Below are 24,762 nucleotides of genomic sequence, written 5' to 3'. Positions count from 1 at the left end.
TTTGAAGCTCTCCACTTCGCTATTGTCAGATGAATATTTATTTTTTGATGAACTTCAACTTTTCTACCGCCGTACCATTTGTTATATGCAGAATATAAGTTCCGGTAACCAAAGCCGATACTTCGATCTGGTCTTTATAGGCTGTAGCCAATACTTCTTGTCCTGCCATATTATATGCTTTAACAAAAGTATTGGTTGGGTCAAAAGCAGGGTTTAATTGTAACTGTAAAGTAGAAATTACGGGGTTTTGAACTAGTTTGGTAATAACTTTAGGAGCGTTTATATCATCAATACCTAATAGAGCTGATGCAAAAATCTGCATCTCATCTATTTGGAAGGTAGCGGATGAATTGGTATCCTTAAATGGATTACTAGAGATTGCCGCTGGGTTGTTTGCAACAGTATTGTTCTGCCAGAATCCGATATAGATTTTCTGTCCTGCATACTGGGAAAGGTCTGCCGTTGCCTGAGCGAATAATGCGTTGCCTGCATCAATATAATCAGCATTAGCAATTTTAAGTATTTTAGGAATAACACTTATATTACCATTAGCATAAGCTGCTGTAATATCAGTACGCAGCGCTTTAAAATCGGTTACATCTGGAACAGGTTTTATGGATGTACTTACATAAACAAAAACACTTTTGTCCGTATTATTAGCTGTAGAAGTAGTATTATAAGTAATTACTCTGCCTATCATAGCTGCCAAAATAATATTTCCAGAGGCTCCTGTTAAATCAATTTCTGGAGAAATGACCCAGTCTTCTATGTCGTTGGTATAATCGGCCTTAAAATTTGCAGGACCGCCAACAACATTCGGTATATAGCGACTGTATTTTAAAACGTTATCGGGCGATACTTCCTCATACATATTTGGAGTTGCGGCTTTACGAACGACGTGCTTTCCTATATTCCAGGTGTTGTTGTTATTGTTTCCGTCATAAAATGTCCAGCCAGCTCTTTCGGCTGGGGTATCAAAGGTGTTCTCCCAAACAATAAATTGTGCGTTGCTAACGCCAAATACTAATAAAGCAGTAAAGAGTAATAAATTTTTCATAATTGTAAAATATAAAAGAAAACAGGCGGTATCTTGCTGCCGCCCGTTTTCAGGTTAATGAAACTGTAAGTTAAAACGAATAATTAGTCCAGGTTCCTTGGAAATCGCCACAGTTTCTTGAAGAAACATCCCATAATCCTTCATTAAAGAATGGCTGAGTCATCCCCCAGGCAGTTGCAGGGTTAGACGTAGAAGTAGCTGTTACCCCAGAAATAGTAAGCGCTGCTGTAGTGCTGCCTATTCTTGAAGCTGTAGCATACGTAAAGCCGTGAGCAGTCACACTGGTGAAGTTAAGATGTGCTGAATTCACAGCAGCGCCACTAACTGTTTCGTTCAAGATGCCTACCGGATAACCCGTAACTGCCACATCATTTAGTGTTAATCTACCATTTCTTCGTATGTGAATAGCATTTTCATACAAAGCACCATTTGTACTGCTTTTAGCCCCTACAATAGTTAGATTACTAATTACCGGATGTGTAAAAGGTGTAGCTCCTGATCCAGATGCATTGTTGTCCAACTCAATCCCGTTTGAATCCGGGCTTGTACCACTTAAACTGTGAGTTGAGCTGTAATTCGCTAATGCCAAAGCACAGCTAATAGTACCAACATAACCATTGTCAAAATCGAAATTGTCATCATCTGCTGCATACGACACTAAATTGGTTGCATTTACTGTACCACCAAACCATTCGAATGAATCATCTTTACCAAAAGATACCTGAACGTGGTCGATTGTAGTACCAGAACCAACTCCTCCCATTGTTAATCCGTTGATTTCGTTACCATTCCCGTCAGAACCTATAGGCAATACTCTTCCTGCAAACTCGATACGCACATAAGTTAATGACCCTGAGTTATCAGTATTATTGGTAGTAGTAGTAGAACCATAGTAATATTGAGAAGGATTAGCTTGATCTGTTAGCCCTTCGATTACATTGGAATCTGTACCTGTATTCACCTGTGCATTCCCTAAAAGGACAACCCCTCCAAAATCTCCAGGACTAGCTGTAGTTTCATCATCACAATCCAAAAGATTGTAGCTGGTAAATACTACAGGAGCCGTAGCAGTTCCGTTGGCATTTAGTTTACCTCCTTTTTGTACTACCAATACTCCAGTAGCTCCGGTGCCGTTAGGTACGGCTCCTTTGATGTAAGTTCCTGCCTCAATAGTAAGAGTCACACCGTTTGGTACATTTACAATTCCATCAATTTCCCAGATTTTGTCTGCAGTCCAGGTTGTAGAAGCAGTAATGTTTCCGGAAACCGTTTGCACAGGTTTAGAACACGCAGCTGAATACTCAGCAGAAGCTGATTGCATACCAAACGAATCTGTATTTGATCCAGTCTCATTCTCACTACAGGCAGTAAGCGATAATGCTATTAGAGCCCCAAATAATAAATTTTTCATAATATTAATTGTTTAGAATTATTAATCCGGTTGTTTTGTTTTTAAATCCGGATCGTTTTACTGTTTAAAGGATACCCGCCTCTGTATCCCGTCACCTGGTTATGCTTTTTCACTTTGCATTGCCAGAGGCGGGACTCTGCAAAGCGTCTCTTCCTTTTTCCATTACCAGCATGAGCGATTCTGGTAAGGTTCCGTTTTTTCTACTGTACCCTTGGGGCTACCGATGGTGCACGCACCGATAAACTTTTAGATTACAGCCCGTCAGGATGCGGAAAAACCTGTACAATGGCGCATTATGCTAATTATAAATTTTCATTGTTATTCTCTTTTCTTACGGGTCTATACCCAAAATAAATGCCGTCTTTGTATTCATCTGAAGCAGTTTCAGGTGTACAAGGGCAAATTCGATCCTTCTAAAAACTATAATTCATATTTAAACTAAAAGTTGTTCCTCTGTAAGCCCTGAACATTAGCTCGTCTGTATCTTCATCGTATTTTTTTGATGTTCCGGGTGATAGTATGTATCGATCTCTTATCGCCGTATTACCTTCCTGACCCCAATTAGGATTGTCGGTCTTATAGCTCAGATAATTGTTATAGGTCTCTATTGGTGTATTAAATAGGTTTTTTATATTAAATTTTACCTGAAAGTTTTTATCTTTCAGGAAACGATAACTCAATTGTGCATCGGTAGTGCTGTATGGCCGCTGAATTTCTTCATCTTCATAATCATAACCTACCGTAATATATTGGTCACCTTTGGCATTCTGAACAATATTGAGCCCAAGGCGTTCCCCATCATAAGCAAATCCCAGATTGTATGCCCAGGGCGTTTGCCCATACAAGGGTCTATTGGCCTTATAAGTTGGGGCATCTGTTTTGCCGTCGTTCCCCAATATGACTTTATATCCTGTAACTTTAGTATCGTTAAAGGTAAAGTTGGCACTCACAAAAAATTTGTTCCAAAAAGGGCTTTGTGCTATAAAACCCAGGCTTTTTCGTAATTCGGCTTCAAAACCAGTTAAAACTGCTTGATTAGAATTCCCTACATACAACTGTAGATTTCCTTCAGCAGTGCTATAACCGACACGTTCAATAGGTTTTATAAATTTCTTATGGTAAACTCCAAAAGAGAGTATCTCGCCGAGTCCCGGAAACCATTCCCACTTAAAATCATAATTATCCACGATAGTAGATAGTACACCGTAGGCATTAATTACTGTTCCCGAAGAAATGGGATCATAAAAAGGAATAGCAGTGCGTTCCTGAAACGACGGTCGAATCACGGCTCGGCTATATGCCAATCTAAAATTTATTTTGGTAGTGGGGCTATAGGTGAAATTTGCCGATGGCAAAAACTCCCACAGTTTGTCGTCTAACTGCTTCTCATCAAAGCCATCCTCTACAGCATTCTCCCGTTGCGTTTGCAGCACTTCGTATTTGTAGTATTCTGCCCTTGCCCCCCATACCAGTCTCCATTTGGTATTTATACGCTGATCAAACATCAGGAAAGGAGCGTGCTGGCTAACTTTCCCGTGGTATTTTTCGCCATAATAATCTAGTACAGACCAACCTACTTGTCCTGGCTCATAATGGGTGCCATCGAGCAGTTCGGTTAACGAACTAAAGTATAAGATATTTCTTTCGGAAGCAGGAAGATTGGGACGATTTTCATCTGCTTTCAAGCTTGCAGAAGTCTGTTGGTTCGTATTCTCTCTCAAAGCACCAAAATATCCTGCCTTAATGGTATTTTTAAAATGCTCTTTATTGAATTGCAAAGTGATATTTGCCCCGAAATTATAATCCTGTGAATCGCTGTCAATATTTTTTCTGATAATCCCTGAACTCGCATTATAGATAAAATAATGAGCATACATTTCGTCTCCAGACATTCTGTAATACTTTAGATTGGATGTGAAGTCTTTCATATCATATTCAACTGCTGTGCGTGCTGCAAACCAGTTCAAATCTATCGTATTTCCCAGTTTATGATTTCCTTCCAGTTTATTCTGCAACAATTGCTGGTACACAGGGTAATTGTATTGGGCTGTTCTGGGGAATTCTATATCTGCGCTACTTGCCCCTTCCGATAATACTCCATTATAAAAATAATTGTATGCCCCTTCGGCAGAACCAGGATCTCCGGTACCGCTGTATTGATTCCAACCCGTTATCTGTGTAAGGCTAATATCTGCTGTATGGGTGTAGGAATTACGGAAAGAAAACCTGTTTGTTCCCAACTGTAGCCCAAAATTTAGCATTCCAGCCACAGTTGAACTAGTTGTGTAATTGGCTCCCTCGTTTTTGAAATCAAAAAAACGTGTTGGAGTAGTATCATCTGCTCGACGGGCATTAAAGATCCAGCTCGAACGCCCAGTATGGTCTATATCTAAAATGGTTTGTTCGTATTTAGTACTTACTGCTCCGGCAAAGCCCCATTTGTTATTATTTTTTAACTCGAACTTTTTACCAAAAGCCAATTGAAAACTCGACCCGGGGTCACCTGTAGTTTTGTATGTGGTAAAATTATCATTAGTAAATCGTTTGGATTGCTCAAAGAAATTCCCGGTATTAAAATCTGAATATTCAAGTCCTTTCGGAAAATCTCTTGTACCATCATCATATCCAAAATAATCGTTTTTGCCTTGTTGTCGGGAAAGGAATGGCTTAAAGGTAGATTGGGTATTATAGGAAGACCCCCAATTGAAAGAGAAAAAATCTTTATTCGGAATGTCTTTTGTTTTTATTTCTATGTAACCGCCAGCAAAACTGGCATTCATATCAGGTGTAGCTGTTTTGCTTACCACCACGCTTTCTACCATTGCCGTTGGAATTATATCGAAAGAGAATTGGTTGTTGTAATCCGTACTCGGCAATACTATTCCGTCCATTACCGCCGTATTCCATCGCTCTCCCAGGGAGCGTACCACCACAAATTTGTCCGCTATTGTTGTTACTCCCGTAATACGTTTTAGTGAAGCTGCCACATCACTATCAGGTGTTTTTGCTATTTGCTCAGCAGAAATACCATCGCTCATTTGAGCTGCTTTTTGTTGCTGTCTAAATAATCCATCTGTAGAGGCAGCTGTCTTTTTGTAAGTGCTGGTTACTACTACTTCACTTAAAGATTGGTCAGAGTTGTCTTTTAAGGCAATGTTTAAAGAGGTTGTGTTATTTTCGGTTACCACCAGATTGGTAATTCGTTGTGTTTGAAACGAAATATACCTTGCTTCCAGGGTATATGTGCCAGATTGTAATGAAAATGAATAAGTACCATCATTACCAGATATAGTTGTTAGGTTTGTTACTCCTGTTATTTGTAGGGTTGCGCCGGGAAGCGGTACCCCTTGAATGTCTGTAACAGTTCCTTTAATGCTTCCCGGCTGCAGCTTTTTTACGGGTATTCCCTTTTTGACAATAATATAGGAACTCCCACTTTTTTTGAAGGTGAAGTTTGTTGAGGATAAAGTGGACTGTAAAATTTGTTCCCATGTTTGATTTTTTGCTTTGTAGGCAGATATATTTACTCCTTTTACCACATTCAAATCAAAAAGGATATTTATTTTGCTTTCTTGTGTCATTTTTGTAAGTCGCTTGTCTAATGTTTCAGCAGGAAATTCTTTATTTAGGGTTTGTGCCTGTGCCTGTAAAGTGCTAATTGTAAAAATTTGTAGTAGTATGACCACTATAAGGTGACGTTTGTACATTGTATATTTATTGATTTTTGCTAATTTTATGTTTTTATGGTTTCGAAATTTTAATAGATAATTAATTTGCCTGACTGGCTGAGGTCATACTTAATGTTATACAATAAGCTAATACCTTGCATAACTTCTTTCAGACTAACATCGCTGGGGAAAGAGCAACTGAGTAATTTTCCGTCGAGTTTATTGTTTTTAATTTCAACGGATACATTGAAATGTTGTTTTAATCGCAGTTTGAACTCTTTAGCATTGGCACCGTTCATTACCAGTCGGTTTTCAATCCAGGATGCGGCATCTTCCCAGTTGACTTCACTTTTTACAGTACTTCCAGTTGTCTTGTTAAATGTAATTTGTTGGTTTTTAGTGAATATGCCTAACAAATTGCCCTGATGCATCACTTGTACTTTTCCATCTCGTACCGATACAGAACTTTCGTCTAATTCTTTATAGGCTCTGATGTTGAATGAAGTTCCTAATACGGTAGTTTGCAAACCTATACTATGAATGATAAAAGGTTTTTCGGGGTTTTTGGCAATTTCAAAAAAAGCTTCTCCTTCTTCAAGCCATATTTCCCTTTTCTCTTTATTAAAATAAGCCGTTGCAATTCCAATACGGGTATCAGCATTCAGGTACACTACTGAACCGTCCGGTAATGTCATCTGTTTTTTTTCTCCTGCACCAGATTCAAAATAATCCATTGTAATTTGAACAGGCTGTGTGCTAACATGACTTATTTGGTCATTATAAAAATAAAATCCTATTCCTAAAGCGATTACGACTATTGCAACAGCATACTTGGCATAATTATACAATTGTATTACTTTTGATTTTCTGGCAACCGTTGGCTTTTCCTGGGTTAACCCAAAACCAAATTCAACTGACAAACTTTGCCACACTTTTTCACAGCCTTTTTCAATCTCTTCGACAGTCGCTTTATAAGTTGTCTTTCCTGCTTCGGAGTTCCAGTTTTCTATTGCCTTTTTTTCCTTGTCGGTTGCCTTGCCGTCAAAATAGCGGGCAAATAATTCAACAACCCATAGCTTTGCGGATTGATTGTCTTCGAAATATTTTTTATCTTTTTTCATAAAATTTATTAATTCCCGGTGAATCAGTAATTGCTTCTATGTATGACCGTATGGAAAAGGCCTTTTTTCTTGGAAAACAGCATTAAGTATTTATTAAGAGTTTGTTATCAAAACATTACTCCTTTCATTACTTGAACATTAGGCAGTATTAAATGGTTTGAATTAATTATTTTTATTAAAATTTTGAATACTAAAAAAAATAATAATTCGATAACCCTAGCTGATAATTTAAAAAATACATTTGTAAAAAACTTCATTTATTATGGAAAAGTCTGACAAAGAGCTTTTGGAAGCTATTGCCGACAGGGATGAAAAAGCTTTTAATGAATTTTATAAGAGGTATTCTTTCATTTTATACAAATTTGCTTTAAATCGGATTGGAAATACCGATGCCTCTAATGATGTAGGACAAGATTTTTGGTCTAATCTTTGGCTGAAGCCTCAAAACATAAGAACAAATGATGCGGGTTCTGCCAAAAATTTTCTTCTTTCCTTTTACACTTATCGCATTTTAGATTATCTGCGAAACCCCAACCAAAAAGAAAAGGCAATGGATTCAGAGAAACAAATTAACAATATTGAATATACACTAGCCTACACCCATATCCTTGAGGAAATAGAAGAAAAAGAAATCCATACATTGATTGATGAAATTTTGGAAAGTCTGCCAAAGTTGACCCGCGAAATATTCGTGTACCGCTGGGAGCAACAGCATTCAATTAAGGAAACGGCTTCCTACTTTGATGTTGATGAAAAAACGGTTTATAACCGAACTTATGTTGCACTTACGGCTGTTCGGTCTAAGGTAAAAGATATGCTCTCGGATGAAGTTATTATAGCGGATTCCAAAACACTATTGAGTCTGCTTGTTTTGCTAAGTTTATTTAATGACTGATTTTTAAGTCCCAAAAAAAAGATATATCTTCCTGTAGCATTTGTAAAAAATCAGTTCATTCGACAAATTGAACAACTCCAGATAATTCACAAACTAGTTTTAATAGAAAAAGGTAATTCGAAAAACCGATCTGCAATACTTTGTCAATCGTGTTTATTACAACTGTTTTAACATCTAGACGCGTCCATGAAGTCCAAGAGCCGACATTACAGTTCTTCAATTATTGAAACTTCGGGCAGCCCGGATTTTTTTTCATAAAGGATTTAGAGCTGTTATCTGTTTTCTATTAAGCTATCCAAGAATCTATTTCACATATATCATTTTTAAAATCTCACAATACTCGATTGCTTCGTTAATAATGATATCCAGGTGGAGTCGGGAAAACTTTGCGATGTTAAGCTTTACAATAAGACAATAAGGCTACTACAGATAAATTTTTGTCTAAAATAATTTTAACATCATAAAAAATATACCAAAATTCACATTTACTAAATTTAACTATTACCGCCATTTAAATCGACAGGATCCTTTTAATCGATTAGTTATCAACAAATTAAAAATTTAACTCTGTGCAGAGATTATAGATTAAAAAAATATACTAAATTTAAATTCCCCAAATATTCTTTAAATTTTATAAAAACCTAACCACCTAAAGTTTAGAATATGAAATGGTTTAAAAACTTAAGAATAAAATTTAAGAGTACGTCTGTCAGTTCCAATACAAAACAGGAAGTGCTAAAATTACAAAGAGGTAAAAAGCTCTATTTGTCAAACAAATTTAGTGAAGCATTGTTATATTTTGATAATGCGATAGCTTCCGGATCAGATGTAACCATTTTTAAATTGAGAGCAAGGTGTCTTCAAAAATTAAATAAACATTCTGAAGCAATTGAAGATTTTGACAAATTGATTGAAGATAATCCATTGGAGTTTTCGAATTATTACAGACGTGCTATTTCAAAAAAAGCAATATCTGACTTAAAGGGTCAAATTGAGGATCTTACTACTTGCATTTATTATTACAAGAAAAATAAAAATCTAGAAACTACTATTTTACAAAATCTAGAAACAGATTTAATTGACGCAGGACACTATATAGAAAGGATGAAAAATTCCATAATTTCAATTCATAATGTCCCTTATGTTGATATAAAAATTCTTGTTAATGAATGTCTGCGTCAAATAAAAAAAATCAGACTTCAAAATAATAAATTTAAAAAACTGAAAAGCGATGGAATGCTGTTGCCAAACTAATACTGTGGTCGAAATTAAATTACAAATTCTAATATAAAATATTATTCTTTATTGGTCTCAGCAATCCAGTCATAAATTTCGGTCTGCGCACGTCTTGGAACATCTGCATCTAAAATTTCCAACTCATTATTGCCTTCACAGTTTATGATTCTCTTTTTTGTATTGTCTTCTAATTGAAGCTGAATGATGGTATTAATTTCGGCAATGTGTTTTTCGTCATACAACGGAAAAGCAACTTCAATTCTTCTGTTTAAATTTCGGCTTAACATATCTGCAGATGATAAATAGATTTTTTCTTGGCCATTATTCGCGAATTTATATATTCTCGAATGTTCTAAAAACATATCTACAATTCTGTAAATTTTTATATTCCCGCTTACATTTTTAATCCCTGGTAACAGCGTGCAAATCCCTCTTACAATCAATGTTACATCGACACCTGCATTGCTTGCTTCAATAAGTTTGTTAATAATATCTTTCTCATCAATACCATTTACCTTTAAAAATACAGCAGCTTCTTTTCCTGCTTTTTTATTTTTGATTTCCTGATCTATAAATTCTATTAATTTATCTTTCATATTAAAGCCTGCCGCCAGAATATCTTTTGGAGCGTCTGCTTTTTTCTTGGTTTTTAAAAATGTAAAGACCTTTTTTAAATCTTCTGCATATTTTTTTTCTGAGGTAAAAAATCCAAAATCTGAGTAAACATTTGCTGTACTTTCATTAAAGTTTCCAGTTGATAAATAACTGTAATGTTTTTTATTTCCATATTTATCTTTCGTTGTTACCATGGCAACTTTGGCATGAACCTTTAAATTTGGCATGCTTTGAATGATTTTTATACCGGCGTTCTTCATTTCCTGAGACCAGAATAAATTATTATACTCATCAAAACGCGCTTTAACCTCAACAAAAACCGTGACTTTTTTTCCATTTTTAGCGGCACTTATTAAAGCATTTGCAATTAGCGATTGTGATGAAATACGGTATAAAGTAATTTTTATCTCAAGAACATTTCTATTAATTGCTGCCTGATTAAAAAACTGAAGTACATAATAATAGGATTGATAAGGAAAGTGAAGCAATTGATTTTGTTTGTCAATTATTTCAAAAAATGACCTGTTGCTTTCAAAAGGCATATGTTTGAGACCCGGATAATTTTCTCCCTGAAGATTTCGTTTGACAGGATTTGGAAACTTAAATAAATCATAGAAATTATGATGAGTTCCTCCTTTTATCATTTCATCTTTTTTAAGGTGAAATGATTTTTTACATACCGAAATTGTTTCAGAATCCATAGTAGAATCATACAGAAATCTAGTCGAAGAACCCCTTTTGCGTTCTTCTATTTTTACTTCAATTTTAGCTATTAAATCTCCTGAGCTTTCATCTTCGATCAAATAATTTTCATCCCTGTTTAATTTTATAGCATGACAGGAAACAACTTTTCTTGAAGGAAATATAAGAGATAAGCAATTCCTTATTATTGTATCAATCGAAATAAGATAATGTGTATCTCCCTGACTTTGCAATTGCTTATAGCGATCCAGCTTATCCGAAGGAATATTCAGGTAAGCATAATTGTAGTTACCTGAGCTACATTTTAATTTTACCAGAAAGTATAAACTCCGATTATTTAAGAAGTAAGTTTTAGGCAGGTTTAACGAAATATAAATCACCTGAATATAAGACAAAATAATACTTTTAAAATAATATTCGATCTCATGCAGATGTTCGTTTAAAAGCTCCTGATTTTCATAATATACAATATTATTAGCCTCTAATTCAGACAGTATCGACCTATTCCAAATTGCTCCAAATCTATTTTGCTGGAGATTTACTTCGGTTAGAATTTTATCGAGTAAATCTTTATTTTTTTTTGAATTTTTAATCAGCAGCTTTCTGATTTTTACTCTGAAAAACTCATCTAAATTAGAAGAATGAATAGCTAAAAACTTAATTCTTTCGTATATGGAATTGTTTACATCATCTGCTTCATCCAAAATACAGTTATTAAAAGATAGCCACGAAATTTCTGAAGGTATAAGATAGTTTTGCACGTATAATGAGATACTTATTATTAGGGAATAAATTGGTTGATATTTATTAAACACTTTAAAATTTAGCAATAATGATCTTAAAATATAATATATGCAAGGTGTTAACTATAATTTAATTTATCGTTAACACATCTCAATATCTGGTCACTCTCTGTCACAACTTCTTCATACACCATACATTGAAATACCTGCTAAATAAACATCACTGTTTTCCTAAATTCATAAAACAACATATAATCCTAATCCTATTAACTTTTTGTTAACAGTATTATAATATTGCCTGGATAGTACGATTTCTGTTTTATCGTACTTCTATATAGTAAGAATTATAATTTAAAAAACACTGATGCTTTTTTTATCAGTGGGTTGTTGCCATTACATAATTTATCAAGATCATAGAATTTTAAATAGGTTATAAACAAATTAAAACTAGAATTATGAAAAAACAGAATCGAAAGAAAGTATTAAGCAACGTCTTAATTATGATGTTATCTGTAATTACATTCTCCTGTCAGGATGCAACATTGGAGGAAGTAGAAACTACTACAGCAGTAACAAAAGAGCAACAAAATTTCAAAAAAATGAGTTCAGCAGCAAGTTCTGATTTGGCACGAAGATGGGCACCGATTCATTATAAAGATGTAGATGCGACAGGAACTTATGCCGAAGGAGGAAAATCAGATTACCTCACTGCTATTAATTATGACAATGACTGGAATGGTGAAAATAACTGGAATAATCTTTCTGCTTTTGCCAATTCTTTGGCTGCACATTGTTACTATTCTGTTGTAGAATCGAAAACGCATTGGTTTATTATTTATGCTTTCTTTTCTCCAAGAGATTGGACAGATAATCCGCTTTTATATTCATTAGACCAACATGAAAATGATTTAGAAGGCGTATTAATGGTTGTAGAAAAAAATGGTTCTTCTTATGGTGTTTTAAAAGGAGTAGTTACAGTAAGCCACTCCGACTTTTTTTCATACGTACCATCCGGCAGTTCTTTTATAAACGGATTAGAAAGTATTGATGGGACACTGCAAATGAGAGATTACAACGGTGAATTACATCCCGTTACTGCGCAAGATGCTAAGGGGCATAGTCTTAAAGCATGGCCTCAGCACAATATCGATGGAGATGGAATTATCTATTACCCTTCTGCAAGCGGAACTGCAGAAATACCAGCTGATAATTATGACAATTATGTAGAGTACAAACTTGTCGATATTTTTGAAAGCTCAGGATTATGGGATCAGCGATTTAATACCCAATTGTTTTCTAGTCCAGCTGGAGGATTTACAGGAAATGATTTTAAAACCGGTGGTGCCAACGCTCCATGGGCATGGAATGATGGAAATGATGCAATTGTACAAGGTGGAGAATTTGCAACGGATCCTGCAAAATTAGCAGATAATTATTTTGATGGTGTGGGCAATTTTTCACGGATATATACAGATAATAAATATAATCCATCTGCCGGTGGTATAGTAACACTCTACCAAAATTGTAACTATACTGGTTATGCAATTGCTTTGCCCGCCGGTAATTATACATTAGCTCAGTTAAAATCGTATGGTATTGTAAATGATGATTTATCATCTGTTCGTTTAGAAAATGGGTATAAAATTACGATGTATCAAAATGATATTTTTGGAGGAGAATCTGTGGTTGTAACAGGAAATAATGGTTGTTTAGGCAGCTTCAATGACAAAGCTAGTTCTTTGAAGATTAGCGCTATATAAATACTATATTGCATTTTGGATACGTAAACGAAGATATTTAGAAAACTAAACTATATCCTTGTTTGCGTATCCTTTTTTTTTATTTTTATTAATTTTTGCTAAAAAAACTACTTTTTTACACCAAGTAAAATTTGCATATTCGTAACAAATACAAATATGTAATGACTGAGGTTCTGTCGCATCTGCCATATAAAAACAGAAAGAAGTCGCAGAGTTAAAATTATGCCGCTAATTTACAAAATGATTTAAACATACTTATCCCTGGACTAATCATCTGATTCTTCCTAAGCATATGCACCACTTCAATTCCATTCAATGTTCGTTTGGCAGATTTAAAACTTTTGAATCCTAATCCGTTTTTGTATCCTCCATTTTATGAATCGATGATCCTGTTCAACTATATTATTCAAATACTTACATTGCCGAATCTTTATATTCGAAAAAGAGCGTTTGTTATAAACTCTTATTACACTGGTGTTCGAGCCGCTTTTGTCTATATTTATTACCCTTGGCCGGCAGTTATTATTAATTGCCTTAATTAGAAAAGACTGAGCACTCATCCTCTGCCTTCTTCTGGTCAGAAGAAAATCTACTGTGTTACCTGATTTATCAACAGCCCTATATAAATAACACCAGATACCTTTAACTTTTATATAGGTTTCATCCATCCTCCAGCTCACTCCTACTCTATTCTTTCTCTTTTTCATCTGAGACTCAATCATGGGAGTAAATTTAAATACCCAGCGTTGAATCGTAGCATGGTCAACCGCTATTCCACTCATTTTCATTATTTCCTCCACATCCCTGTAACTCAATGTAAATCTCAATTTGAAATAAACGGTCTGAAGAATAATAGCTTTGGGATAACAATGATATTTGGTATTCATCTATATTTTTTTGAATCTCTAAAGATAAGAAGTTAGACATAGATGCGACAAAGCCCTTTTTTACCGCCAAAGCAGTAAATATTACAGTACATATTTTCAAAATGAGTTTATATAAACTTTCTTTCGCACTTTTCAAAACAAGAAAATATTTTTTGCATCATTTTCTAAATTATCGCATATTGCGATATGCGATATTTATAAATAAATTATTATATATCAATGTAAAAATTACTAATATTGCATATCGCAATATGCGATATTAGAATTAAATTAAGAATGAAATGGTGAAAAATAATTTAAAACCCCAGGATGTAGTTATCCTACTGAAAATAATAGCAATTGAAAATCGTGAATGGCACCAAGAATCACTTGCCTCCGATTTACACATGAGCCAGTCGGAGATTAGCCAGTCATTAAACAGATGCAAATATTCGGGATTAATTGATAGTACAAAGAAAAAAGTGAACAGATATGCATTTACAGAGTTTTTGATGCATGGCATTCAGTATGTATTCCCACAACAACCAGGGCCGATAGTGCGAGGAATACCAACGGCTCATTCAGCACCTCCATTAAATAAATATATAAACAGTGTAGAAAATTATGTCTGGCCATACGCAAGGGGAACAGTAAGAGGTCAAGCGATCGAACCTTTATATTCGACCATTATAGAGGCATCACAAAAAGACGAACTCTTTTATGAATATATGGCATTGGTTGATGCACTGCGTGTTGGACGTACAAGAGAAAAAGAAATAGCTAAACATGAATTAAGAATAAGAATTTTAAATGAACAATAAAATAATTAACATAGATGTTGTCGGCAAAGTTGCCGACGGACTAAAGGAACTACGCGAAAAAGTAGTTTTTATAGGAGGAGCAGTTATAAGTTTATACACTGATGACCCTGCAGCCGATGAAATTCGACCAACCACTGACATAGATATGACAATTGATATCGCTAGCTACAGTGAGTTAACTGCAGTACAACAAAGATTACTCGACTTAGGTTTTTCCCCAGATCACCAAGGTCACTCCATAATCACTTACTTCTATAATGGTATAGCTGTAGACATTATGCCAGCTGATGACAGTGCAGTTGGAGTTTCAAATCAATGGTATAAACCTGGTTTTGACAATCTAGAGAAAATTGAACTTGAAAACCAATTAGTAATACGCATATTTACCGCACCATATTTTTTAGCAACAAAGTTTGATGCATTTAAAGACAGAGGTAACTGTGATTATCCCGGCAGCCACGATTTCGAAGATATAATTTATTTATTGGATAACAGGACGACAATTGTCCAGGAAATTTTAAATGCTGATGAAAATGTAAAAACATATTTAATAAATGAAATAACCCAATTGCTGAAACACCGACAAAGTCATGAGATCTTATCAATGCATATTCATCCGCTAGTTGTTGACGACCGGTATCCACTACTAATTGAAAAACTAAATGCAATAATTGTGTAAATAAAACCTTCAAAAGATTTTTTTACAAGACTTGATACATTTTATCACATAAAACTAAGGAGTTTTTGTGTGAATTTGTTTATAAATTTTCATTAATCTTTTCTTTTTTCATAAAAAAGTGTATTTTTGTCATGCAATTAATTACGAATTATAACACATTACTAAACAATAAGTTACATATTAAAATTTGACAGTTTAAAATTTGTGGCACAGCAGTAATGGAATGGATACTACCTTTTCTGCCACAAAAAGCTAAGACGAATTTACAAATAATTTACCATTTCAAATTTTGTGGCAGAATCGTGACGCGTAACTCTTCACATGGTACTTAATTTATTAAAATAAAACTCTTCTCTTCTGAGGTTCGAATAGCAGAAGGATTCGAACTATATGGGCTGAAGCCTTGTAAACGCTTATATTTTGATTTTATAAAATCGACTTTACCACTGTTTTGCCACAGAAAAAGCATCAATTTTAAAAACTAAATATCGTAAAACAAAAAGAGGATAATCAGTTACGATTACCCTCTTGAGTGATCCCAGAAGGATTCGAACCTAACATCCGAAAGCCTTGTAAACGCTTATATTTTAATTTTAAAAATCTAGAGTGCCACGATTCTGCCACAGTTTTCATTTTCATGCTTTCACGTCTTAAAAAAGTCCCTGCAAGAGACCTCAACAACCTGTCATTGAACATTATAATTCATAAACAAAAATAATCTTTATTTTTAAAATTATGGCATACCGCGACAAAAAAATTACAAAAAACACTTCTATTATCTGACTTTTCTCTTTTAAAGATTATTACCAGGTAAAATTATTAGTATAAAAAAGAGGCTATCTCACTTTTATAGATATAACCTAGTAGGGTTTAATTCAATTTCGCTTTTGTAGCCTGGGTGATATGACGGTCTGTACTTAATATTTCATAAAAATAACTTCATTACTGCATTGGTGGATTTGCATCAGTTTTCTTTATTTTTCATCAATAATAGACGGAGTGGATCAAATTGCCTCTATATTAAGCTTTCTATTGATACCATTTTGCTTAACTGATCCAAGAAAAAACCACTGGCAATGTATACAACCTTACGATTCTGCATTAAATATTATAGGTTTGTTTTCCATCTGGATAATACGGATTCAGGTCGCCATTATCTATTACCATGCTTCGTTAGGAAAACTAAGTGTGCCTGAATGGGTAAACGGTACGGCAATTTATTATTGGTTTAACCATAGTGTTTTTTGGAATGCCAACCAGTATTTCAATATTCATGAACAAACTATTAAGTAATCCAGTTATTATCTCACTGCTCACTTATAGTGTTATTGTACTTGAAATTTTATTATTCTTAGGATTACTGGCATCTGTAAAATATCGCAAAACAATTCTTTGTTTTGGAATTTTATTTCATTTTTTTATTCTCATTTATCATGGCATATTTTCATTTTTCTTTTCCGTTTTTGCCGCTCTTATATTGTTTCTCTATCCTACCTATCAATCAATTAATTTTAAATTATGGTCGCTAAAAAAATAAAAGTACTGTATCTCATTAGTCTGTCGATATTTTTAACTTATCTTCTACTATTATTCTATCATTATTCAGAAATTCCTCAAACAGTTGCTTCTCATATGGATATAACTGGCAAAACAGATAGCGATCGAATTAACTGCGCAAAATGCACTTCAAACCCATGCCAGGGATGAACTCGGGACACAGGCCAATCCCCTAGCAGCTAACTTTGCATCGGCTGTTTCATTTATTATGGGAGGCCTGCTGCCTCTACTGGTTGCAATTTTTGCTCCCATCAAAGAAAATGATAGTTTACCTTGCCAAACCCATAATAAAATACTTCTTAAATCTTCTTTAGCTTCGCTACTTAAATGATAGCTATACATCCTAATTAAAAAATTTAAAAAAACCGTATTTGTACCTGTACCAATACAAACAAGGTTTTCTACTTTTAAAGCATTGAAATACTAATTTTTACAAATTTAAAAATGAAGCACCTGTATAAATTTTAAGTCAAAAAAAAGAATCCATAATTAAGCTTTAAACAATTTAACTTACAATATTAATCTCTGTCAGAAATTTTCTCCTAGATTGATTTAAACTTTGTCTCTACAGGCAACATATATAATAACTGGATATTTATGAACAAAAAAATTCTATTTGTTGTTACATCTAAAAATAATATGGGGGATCTTGCCTTGTGTCTTAATTGGGTAATGGACTTGGGTAGAAAAGATTATTCTTTTGGATTTGTTTTTGATGCCGAATTTATTAAATACGTCAACCAAGAGGACAGCTATTATCTTTTTGAGAGAAGCAAAAACATTAAACAAACCATTTTGGACGCAGTTGTTCAATTTTCTGCGGATGCAATAATTTTTGCTACAAACAGTTTTTGGAACTTACCGGGATACATAGGTTGTAAATTCGGAGAATTTGTATTGGATGAAGATGATGTAACCATTCCTGTTATGTCATTTGATCCTTTTGAGAGAGGTTTTGATCATATAATGCCGCAATCCGGCAGTGTTATTTCTTTTTCTGCTGTTCCAAGTTGGATTTACGCTCTTAGATATCTGTCCATTGAGCAACTTTCATCCAATGCACGTCATTTTTACTCTGAGTCTGTTTACAATAAATCAACACTTATGGATCCTGATCAAACTATTTTGAAATGGAAAGGAAAGGCTGGAGTGAAGACAATTTTTTACCCGCTTTCTAAAGATCGCTTTAATTCAATAGAAGTACTTTACCCGGACTATTTCAAATACCTCGCTACAATATTTTATAATTTAGCTGCCGACAACGTACAAATCATTACGATAATTCCTAGAAAAATACCCGAATGGCAAAGCCTGAGTAATGTAATCATACTGCCTGCAATATCATATCATGATTTTTTGAGCCTTGTGAATGCTTCAGATTTGTACCTGACGGATTCCTACATTTCATGCATCGTGGAATCCATTAAATTGGAAACGCCTGCACTATTGCTTATGAATTCGAAAGAAACCCATTCTGCGTCGGATGACTCTTTTCTTAAAGGAAAAGTTTTTCCTTTTTGGGTATGGCCATACGGCATGCAACGCGTGTGTATGCAGTTAGAAAGTCTTTTTGAACTTAAAGAATGTTATGCAAAAGCTGAGATTCTGAATCGGAACGAAGTGCTGCAGTCCATACGAAACTTGCTATTCAATAAGCAGCAACAGCTTGATATCATTAGTAGCTGCAGGAAATGGAAAAATAAAAGAAAGGACACCCTTCCATCACCAAAAGCTATTGTTGAAAATATACTTGAACATCACTTTAGGACTATAAGCAATAAAGAAACTGTGAAAAATAGGCCATAAAAATCTGTTCTATGTAAAAATCTATATACAATTGCTAAAGTGGTATTGATATAACTATCCAATAGTTAACCTATTCCGCATACCGCACTTATTTAAGAACAATTTGAAATAAAAATAATTTTAACCATGATGGATTTGCCAATAAATGCGTCTATTCACCAGACATTAAGTGATACTGATAAACTCATCATAGACCTTGAGGTTACTTCTCGGTGCAATGCCACATGTGGTTTTTGTCCGCGTTCCGTAATGCCGGATACAAAATCATATATCTCTATAAATACTGTTGAAAAGTTAGCGCAGAATATTATGGAAGGACCGCAGCGACATATTGTCCTATGTGGTATTGGAGAATCATTACTGCATCCGCATATTGAGCAAATTATAAAAATACTATCTGATGCAAATGCTATAGTTGCTATGACCAGTAATGGTGCTTTAATGAGCGGGGAGAAATTCAGGCAGTTATTAAATGTCGGACTTAAAACAATCAACTTCAGTATCAATGCTGCCACTGCTTCCATGCATGAAGCCGTAATGGGCATGAAAAATTTCGACCAAGTTATCGCTAACGTTGAAAATGCACTTGAAATAAAAAAGAATCTGAACGCTGATGTCAAAATAAATATCAGTTTCGTTGCCTGTGAGCAAAACATTCATGAAACGGAAACATTTGTTAAAAACTGGCTGAATAGTTCGGCAGATCAAATATGGCTGCATCCCATAAATAACAGAGCAGGCTTATTGGTACCCGGAATGAGTCCGATAAAAATAGATGCTTTCGCTACAAATTATTTACACGATAAGCGTGTAATCGTAGATCTGTTCAGATATTCCACCGAGATGTACAGTATTTGCAAAATTGCCAAGAATTTAGCATTCATTTCTGCCGATGGCACGATGCGCCTTTGTGCTATGGATTATCAAAGGATTACTGATTACGGCAATATTATTAATGAAAGTTTGCAACAGCTTCAATTTGAAAAATTATCAGGTTTCTTAAAAGGGGATTATAACAAACTCTGCAAAGACTGTGATTTCTGTCCGTCCGATTTGAAAAACAAGTTAGCGCATGACAGCGCAGAAGTATAATATATAATAGTCATTAGTTAGGCAAAATCAGCACTATTTAATTCATGAAAACAAACACCTATACAATTGATGAAGAAACCTACGCGTTTATTGAAATATTCAAACATCGGTTGGACCTATGGGTAGCGCAACAAGCTCAGATTGCTAATACAGAAAACAACAAATTACCTACCGTTTCTATCGAAGTCCCAGTTTTTAAGGGAGACTGGCTTATACCATGCATAGATTCAGTCTTAAACCAAACAGTTAATCAATGGGTTTTATATCTTGTATGGGATGAAGGTGATGCGCTTTCTCAACACATCCTTCAAATAATAGATCAATTAAACCATCCAAGACTTAAAGTATTTTTCAAGAAAAACCAAGGCATAGCCCGCTCACGCCATTTCTTAAGCAGTATTGCAAATGAAGATTACATTATTCCGCTTGATGATGATGATATGTTGAATGTGACAATTGTAGAAGACCTTACCCGGGAAGCTATCTTAAAACCCTGGGCAAGTATAATAAGGGCAAGGCGCAGGTATATAGATGAAAATGGCGATTTGGTAGATATGCCGGATTGGTTTCCTTTCGAACAAAGAAAATATCAGCACGGAATGGTCACAGACATTTTTAATCATTGTCAACCAACGCTGCTTAGCCGAAAGGCATATACATCAACAAGTGGATGGGAAGGTTTCCCAGATTTTTACTATGCTGGCGAAGATTGCGATATCTATTTAAAACTGGAAGAAAAAGGTACGGTGGAGCTGTATGACAAAGTCTTGTATTACTACAGGCTCAACGCAAAACGTACCAGTCATTTGCTTTTGCCAAAAGGTGCATATGAAATGTGGAGGCGCCTCGCCGATAAATCAATAGCAAGAATTGGATTGCCATTAAGGCGAGTCAACACTCAGCCACCTTTTATTTATGAGCGTACATCATCATCTGTTTATACTAAGGAAATGATTGACTTTGTAATAAACTTTGCTGCGGATGAGAAAGAATTGCCAGGCGCGCAAAAATACCTTGACCAGTGTCTCAATTCACTGAAAAGAATGGGTATAAAAGATAGTTCCATTTATGTAATTAATGAAAAAAAATCGTGCTCCGAAAATCGCAATTATGGATTTAGTCTTACCAAGCAGTTATTAATCTGCTTTATAGATTATAAAACTGAAATTATTCACGAAGAATCACTAAATAAAATGCTTTCTTTTATGACTACCTATAATGCTGACCTTGTAGGGCCAAGGGTAGTAACTGCCGAGCATACGTTTTTTAGTACAAGGCCTTATTTTAATGAAAACCATCAACCAATATTTGATGGCATTAACGAAAGTGATGATGGGAGATATCAATATATCGGCGAAGTACCATGGCTCCCTTCTACTTTTTTAATTGTAAAAAGAGAAGTAATTAAATCCATTAACGGGTTTGATGAAACATATGGTGTCGGCCAGCTTGAGGATGTTGACTTCTGTCTTAAGGCGCGGGCCAGAAACTTTAAATGTATGTATGCCGGCACGACAAGTGTGCTGCATCACAACGGTCAAAGAATAGATTACCATGAGGAAAATTTTAAACAGTTCATTCTTAAATGGGGGGCTCATAAAGCATTGTTCCAACAGATAAATCAGGTTCCTTATAAAGATGTCTGTTAAAAAAGATAGTACGAAAATATTCCCGAAAAACATTATGAATCTTGATCTTCCCATTGCAGAAATTAAGTCGGTTGCTTCTCTTTGGAATGCAAAATTAAAGAGTAGAATATTGGGTACTAATCACGAATTTTATTCCGTGACGATTGGAAACTGGTCTGCAATATTGCGGCTTACTCCCGTTCATCACCGGGATTTGAAATCAGTAGAAGGAGAAATAAAATTTTTGCATTATTTACAAGGAAAAGCACCTGTCGTAAAAGTTATAAAATCGCTTGAAAATAAGCTATCAGTACAGTTGCAGATAAATGGACAGCAACTAATTGCTTGTGTGTTTGAAATGATTGGCGGCATTTCTTTATGTAAAGATGAAACTAGGGATGCCGGATTAATTCAACTTTGGGGAGAAACGATGGGTTCTTTACATAAGCTCAGCAAACAGTACAACACTGAAGGTCAGCACTATCGTAAATTAGATGGTAAAACACTATTAGATCTGGCTGAAGTCCTGCAAATAAAAGAGCTTAGCGTTATTGAATTGGTTAAAAAAAAATGGGCTCAAATACAATCGTGGCCCCTGCCTAAAAGTGAATGGGGTATTATACATGGCGATCTTACGATGTCGAACATCCATCTTTTAGACAACCAACTTTATGTATTTGATTTTGATAATTGCATGCGAGCACCCTATTTGTATGACATCGCTATAACATTTCATATAACTCTACTAAGTTTAGCCAACGAAAAAGATTATCATAAACGCGCAGAGTATTTCATACAAAATTTTATTGAAGGCTATAAAAGACAATGCAGCACAACTATAGATACTGACTTGCTAAAGCTGCTTATGGAACTTTACAATCTCTTTTTTTATTTCTTGTTAAGCCAGGATAACAAACATCCATACAAGGAATATGTATTGAATAACATGGAAAATGGTGTATTAACTGGTTTCGATTTGCAAAAACTGGTAGATTAAAATAGCGAAAATTATAGTGTAAACATTTACAAACAATCGAATTAAATGAAAATTGTATCAGCAAACGGCGACTTTTTGATCGATGATTCCGGCTGCAAATATTTTGATCTTTGTATGGGATACGGCTCTGTGTGCCTGGGACATAATTATATGCCGGTGGTCAATGAGCAAATAAGACAAATGCAAACGTACTCTTCACCAGGATTTATTGAGTCAGCGGTTTATACGCAGGCTAAAGCGTTGGTAGAAAAACATGTCGACGGTTACTATGTTCAAGGCTTTTATCCTTCCGGTGCAAATGCAGTAGAAATTGCAATCAGGATGGCTTTGCTATCGAATGAGAAGACAAAAATTATCAGCTTTTCCAAAAGCATGCATGGCAAAACAATATTTGCTAATAAGCTTGGTCTCGAATCATATTTGGAGGATGATAATCAAATAATCAGGATTCCATTTTTTGGTAAAAAAACTGAGCATGAAATTCTGGAAATCTGCGAAGCTCAGATGCAATCAGGTACTATAGCAGCGGTTATCATAGAACCCATTCAAATGAGTGGCGGCGGCTTTAAAGGACTTCCGCAATTCTACCGCAGTTTACAACAATTGGCTGTGCGCTTTCGCGTGATTCAAATATACGATGAAATCCTTACAGGATTTTACCGGACAGGTTCCTCCTTTTTCTTTAAAACACAGGGTGTAAAGCCTGATATCGTTTTGGCTGGAAAAGCTATTGGCAGCGGCTTTCCAGTGTCAGCAATTATGATTGAAAAAACATTTGTCATTCCTGATAAGTTTCGTGGAGGTGGCACATTCTATAATCATCCTATGGCCTGTGCATCTATCGCAGCAACCCTAAATGCCTGCGCGCAACTTGACATCGCTGCGCTTACCAATGAAATTGAGCGATGTATATTAAGGCATTTGCCGGCTCAACATTTGTCTGGCCAGGGCGCTTTATGGAATATTGATTTGGGCTCGGTAAGTAATGCAAATGATGCTGTAAAAGAGCTCTTTGATAACAAAATCATTGTCACTTATTACGATAAATATATCCGCTTTTTTCCCAGCTTTCAGGTTGATCTTTCCCTTTTGATAAAAGCTTGCCAAATAGTTAAACGATACTTATGATAATACGTGTTGGAAATATTTCTTTACAACGTTTCTTGCCTGAGCATACAGATTTACTTTATGATTTAAGCAATCGCCCTGAAGTGCGTAAAGGGATGAAAAGAAGTGCTGAAATCCTTTATGAAAGTCATGTTTCGTGGGTTAAAGAAAACTTGATTGATGGAAATAATGTGCACTTTTTTTTGGTCATTGATGAACAGCAGGCGCTGGGAGCAGCACTGCTTAAAAACATCACACAAAACTCAGGAGAACTAGGTATAATAGTTGGCGATACTATTGCTGCAAAAAGGATGTCCCTGACCAGCAAATTACTTACAGGAATTTTATATTATGCCTTTCATGAAATGAATCTTGAACATTTAAACATTTGCATCATACCTGAAAACAGTAAATCTATTGCTGCAGCTAAAAAAATTGGGGCCGTATTTCAGGGGCAGGATGAAACCTACTGTCATTTTTTATTAGAAAAAGAAAAGTATGAAAACTTCCCTTTAAATAAACTGCTTCTTCACCGCTACCAACCATTAGTTCAAGTTTAAAGCAAAATAGTCATAACAACAATATAATATTATTTCTTTTTTTGAGCTTTCTCAAAAAACAGGTATAAACACTCTTTTTTCCAGTGATCTTTCTTACTAATATTGTAATGCTTATTTATTCAAAAAAACATTATGTCATAAAAATTGTTGGTGAATCTCTCGGATTGATTCTATGACAAACTTGAAAATTCGTTGTGTTGGTTTAGGTATTATAAAATAAAGACTTAATCGTAATGCATCAGTTCATAAATTAATTAGTCTAACCCGTTGGTTGCAATTATATTTTCAATGCAACGTGTAAAAGTTAAAACACGGATAAATATGCTTTTATATATCCAAATAAAAAAAATCCTTTTTATCAGCCTCTTCGTGATAACGAATCCGTCTAATCCACGCCAAATTATAATTTTCGAATTATACCCAATAATGGGTTAGTTTATT

19 protein-coding genes and 1 pseudogene are annotated in these 24,762 nt (G+C 34.9%); 13 read left to right on the top strand and 7 right to left on the bottom strand.

Annotated elements, in window-relative coordinates:
- Window positions 1–37 precede the first annotated feature (37 nt).
- The 4 genes from ABI657_RS05470 to ABI657_RS05455 all read right to left on the bottom strand — a co-directional run bounded on the left by ABI657_RS05470 (window position 38) and on the right by ABI657_RS05455 (window position 7,257).
- Window positions 38–1,057: a T9SS type A sorting domain-containing protein gene (locus ABI657_RS05470; RefSeq protein WP_348096233.1), complete on the bottom strand. Its 1,020-nt coding sequence runs from the start codon at window positions 1,055–1,057 to the stop codon at window positions 38–40.
- 70 nt (window positions 1,058–1,127) lie between these two features.
- Window positions 1,128–2,468, bottom strand: a complete 1,341-nt coding sequence (locus ABI657_RS05465) for a hypothetical protein (protein WP_348096232.1) — start codon at window positions 2,466–2,468, stop codon at window positions 1,128–1,130.
- A gap of 413 nt (window positions 2,469–2,881) precedes the next feature.
- Complete coding sequence (locus ABI657_RS05460; protein ID WP_348096231.1) at window positions 2,882–6,175, bottom strand: TonB-dependent receptor; 3,294 nt, start codon at window positions 6,173–6,175, stop codon at window positions 2,882–2,884.
- Window positions 6,176–6,225: 50 nt separating this feature from the next.
- On the bottom strand, window positions 6,226–7,257 hold the full coding sequence (locus tag ABI657_RS05455) for a FecR domain-containing protein (RefSeq protein ID WP_348096230.1): 1,032 nt from the start codon (window positions 7,255–7,257) through the stop codon (window positions 6,226–6,228).
- 262 nt (window positions 7,258–7,519) lie between these two features.
- Here ABI657_RS05455 and ABI657_RS05450 point away from each other — a divergent pair, with 262 nt between their 5' ends.
- Entirely contained in the window at window positions 7,520–8,152 is a 633-nt protein-coding gene (locus tag ABI657_RS05450; protein ID WP_348096229.1) for an RNA polymerase sigma factor, read from the top strand.
- 663 nt (window positions 8,153–8,815) lie between these two features.
- A complete protein-coding gene (locus ABI657_RS05445) occupies window positions 8,816–9,406 on the top strand; it encodes a hypothetical protein (protein WP_348096228.1) in 591 nt (196 codons plus the stop codon).
- Window positions 9,407–9,447: 41 nt separating this feature from the next.
- Here ABI657_RS05445 and ppk1 read toward each other — a convergent pair whose 3' ends face one another.
- Complete coding sequence (gene ppk1 / locus ABI657_RS05440; RefSeq protein WP_348096227.1) at window positions 9,448–11,466, bottom strand: polyphosphate kinase 1; 2,019 nt, start codon at window positions 11,464–11,466, stop codon at window positions 9,448–9,450.
- Window positions 11,467–11,903: 437 nt separating this feature from the next.
- Here ppk1 and ABI657_RS05435 point away from each other — a divergent pair, with 437 nt between their 5' ends.
- A complete protein-coding gene (locus tag ABI657_RS05435; protein ID WP_348096226.1) occupies window positions 11,904–13,208 on the top strand; it encodes a hypothetical protein in 1,305 nt (434 codons plus the stop codon).
- 220 nt (window positions 13,209–13,428) lie between these two features.
- Here the strand turns inward: ABI657_RS05435 and ABI657_RS05430 are convergent.
- Both ABI657_RS05430 and ABI657_RS05425 read right to left on the bottom strand, forming a co-directional pair.
- Window positions 13,429–14,059, bottom strand: a pseudogene (locus ABI657_RS05430) (IS6 family transposase).
- Window positions 13,971–14,231: a hypothetical protein gene (locus ABI657_RS05425; RefSeq protein WP_348096258.1), complete on the bottom strand. Its 261-nt coding sequence runs from the start codon at window positions 14,229–14,231 to the stop codon at window positions 13,971–13,973. The pseudogene ABI657_RS05430 and the gene ABI657_RS05425 overlap by 89 nt, the downstream one beginning before the upstream one ends.
- Window positions 14,232–14,376: 145 nt before the next feature.
- Here ABI657_RS05425 and ABI657_RS05420 point away from each other — a divergent pair, with 145 nt between their 5' ends.
- The 10 genes from ABI657_RS05420 (at window position 14,377) to ABI657_RS05375 (ending at window position 24,321) form a co-directional block, all read left to right on the top strand.
- Window positions 14,377–14,895: a hypothetical protein gene (locus tag ABI657_RS05420; protein ID WP_348096225.1), complete on the top strand. Its 519-nt coding sequence runs from the start codon at window positions 14,377–14,379 to the stop codon at window positions 14,893–14,895.
- On the top strand, window positions 14,885–15,574 hold the full coding sequence (locus ABI657_RS05415) for a hypothetical protein (RefSeq protein ID WP_348096224.1): 690 nt from the start codon (window positions 14,885–14,887) through the stop codon (window positions 15,572–15,574). Before ABI657_RS05420 ends, ABI657_RS05415 begins: the two co-directional genes overlap by 11 nt.
- A 999-nt stretch (window positions 15,575–16,573) precedes the next feature.
- On the top strand, window positions 16,574–16,867 hold the full coding sequence (locus ABI657_RS05410) for a hypothetical protein (protein WP_348096223.1): 294 nt from the start codon (window positions 16,574–16,576) through the stop codon (window positions 16,865–16,867).
- Between the two features lie 349 nt (window positions 16,868–17,216).
- Complete coding sequence (locus tag ABI657_RS05405; RefSeq protein WP_348096256.1) at window positions 17,217–17,462, top strand: VIT1/CCC1 transporter family protein; 246 nt, start codon at window positions 17,217–17,219, stop codon at window positions 17,460–17,462.
- A gap of 308 nt (window positions 17,463–17,770) precedes the next feature.
- Window positions 17,771–18,937, top strand: coding sequence for a DUF6365 family protein (locus ABI657_RS05400; protein WP_348096222.1), 1,167 nt, complete (start codon window positions 17,771–17,773; stop codon window positions 18,935–18,937).
- Window positions 18,938–19,063: 126 nt separating this feature from the next.
- On the top strand, window positions 19,064–20,029 hold the full coding sequence (locus tag ABI657_RS05395) for a radical SAM protein (RefSeq protein ID WP_348096221.1): 966 nt from the start codon (window positions 19,064–19,066) through the stop codon (window positions 20,027–20,029).
- Window positions 20,030–20,073: 44 nt separating this feature from the next.
- Window positions 20,074–21,678 (top strand): glycosyltransferase, encoded by a 1,605-nt coding sequence (locus ABI657_RS05390; protein WP_348096220.1) that lies wholly within the window; start codon window positions 20,074–20,076, stop codon window positions 21,676–21,678.
- A 109-nt stretch (window positions 21,679–21,787) separates the two neighbouring features.
- Window positions 21,788–22,654, top strand: coding sequence for a phosphotransferase (locus ABI657_RS05385; protein ID WP_348096219.1), 867 nt, complete (start codon window positions 21,788–21,790; stop codon window positions 22,652–22,654).
- A 45-nt stretch (window positions 22,655–22,699) separates the two neighbouring features.
- Window positions 22,700–23,782, top strand: coding sequence for an aminotransferase class III-fold pyridoxal phosphate-dependent enzyme (locus ABI657_RS05380; RefSeq protein ID WP_348096218.1), 1,083 nt, complete (start codon window positions 22,700–22,702; stop codon window positions 23,780–23,782).
- A complete protein-coding gene (locus ABI657_RS05375; RefSeq protein ID WP_348096217.1) occupies window positions 23,779–24,321 on the top strand; it encodes a GNAT family N-acetyltransferase in 543 nt (180 codons plus the stop codon). The genes ABI657_RS05380 and ABI657_RS05375 overlap by 4 nt, the downstream gene beginning before the upstream one ends.
- Window positions 24,322–24,762: the final 441 nt, after the last annotated feature.

Origin of the sequence: Flavobacterium sp. (genome assembly GCF_039930565.1) — a bacterium.
Taxonomy (GTDB): Bacteria; Bacteroidota; Bacteroidia; order Flavobacteriales; family Flavobacteriaceae; genus Flavobacterium.
Note: the sequence above shows the minus strand (reverse complement) of the source record. Positions and strands in the feature narration are given on the sequence as shown.